Genomic DNA, 639 nt, shown 5'->3' with positions numbered 1-639 from the left:
TTCCATCTCCGGCCTATCAACCCAGTCGTCTAGCTGGGGGCCTTACAACCACAAAGGGTTGGGAGACCTCATCTGGAGGAAGGCTTCCCGCTTAGATGCTTTCAGCGGTTATCCCGACCGAACGTAGCCAACCAGCCATGCACCTGGCGGTACAACTGGCACACCAGAGGTTCGTCCGTCCCGGTCCTCTCGTACTAGGGACAGACCCTCGCAAGTCTCCTACGCGCACAGCGGATAGGGACCGAACTGTCTCGCGACGTTCTAAACCCAGCTCGCGTGCCGCTTTAATGGGCGAACAGCCCAACCCTTGGGACCTACTCCAGCCCCAGGATGCGACGAGCCGACATCGAGGTGCCAAACCTTGCCGTCGATATGGACTCTTGGGCAAGATCAGCCTGTTATCCCCGGGGTACCTTTTAGCCGTTGAGCGACACCACTTCCACACGTCGGTGCCGGATCACTAGGCCCTGCTTTCGCACCTGCTCGACATGTCTGTCTCACAGTCAAGCTCCCTTGTGCCCTTGCACTCAACACCTGATTGCCAACCAGGCTGAGGGAACCTTTGGGCGCCTCCGTTACTCTTTGGGAGGCAACCGCCCCAGTTAAACTACCCACCAGGCACTGTCCCCCACCCGGATA

1 rRNA gene is annotated in these 639 nt (G+C 59.0%); it reads right to left on the bottom strand.

The features are described from left to right. Nucleotides 1–639 (bottom strand): 23S ribosomal RNA (locus ABD978_RS43630); the annotation flags it as partial.

The organism is Actinoallomurus liliacearum (assembly GCF_039542035.1).
Lineage (GTDB): Bacteria > Actinomycetota > Actinomycetes > Streptosporangiales > Streptosporangiaceae > Actinoallomurus > Actinoallomurus liliacearum.
This window is presented reverse-complemented; position numbering and strand designations above follow the sequence as displayed.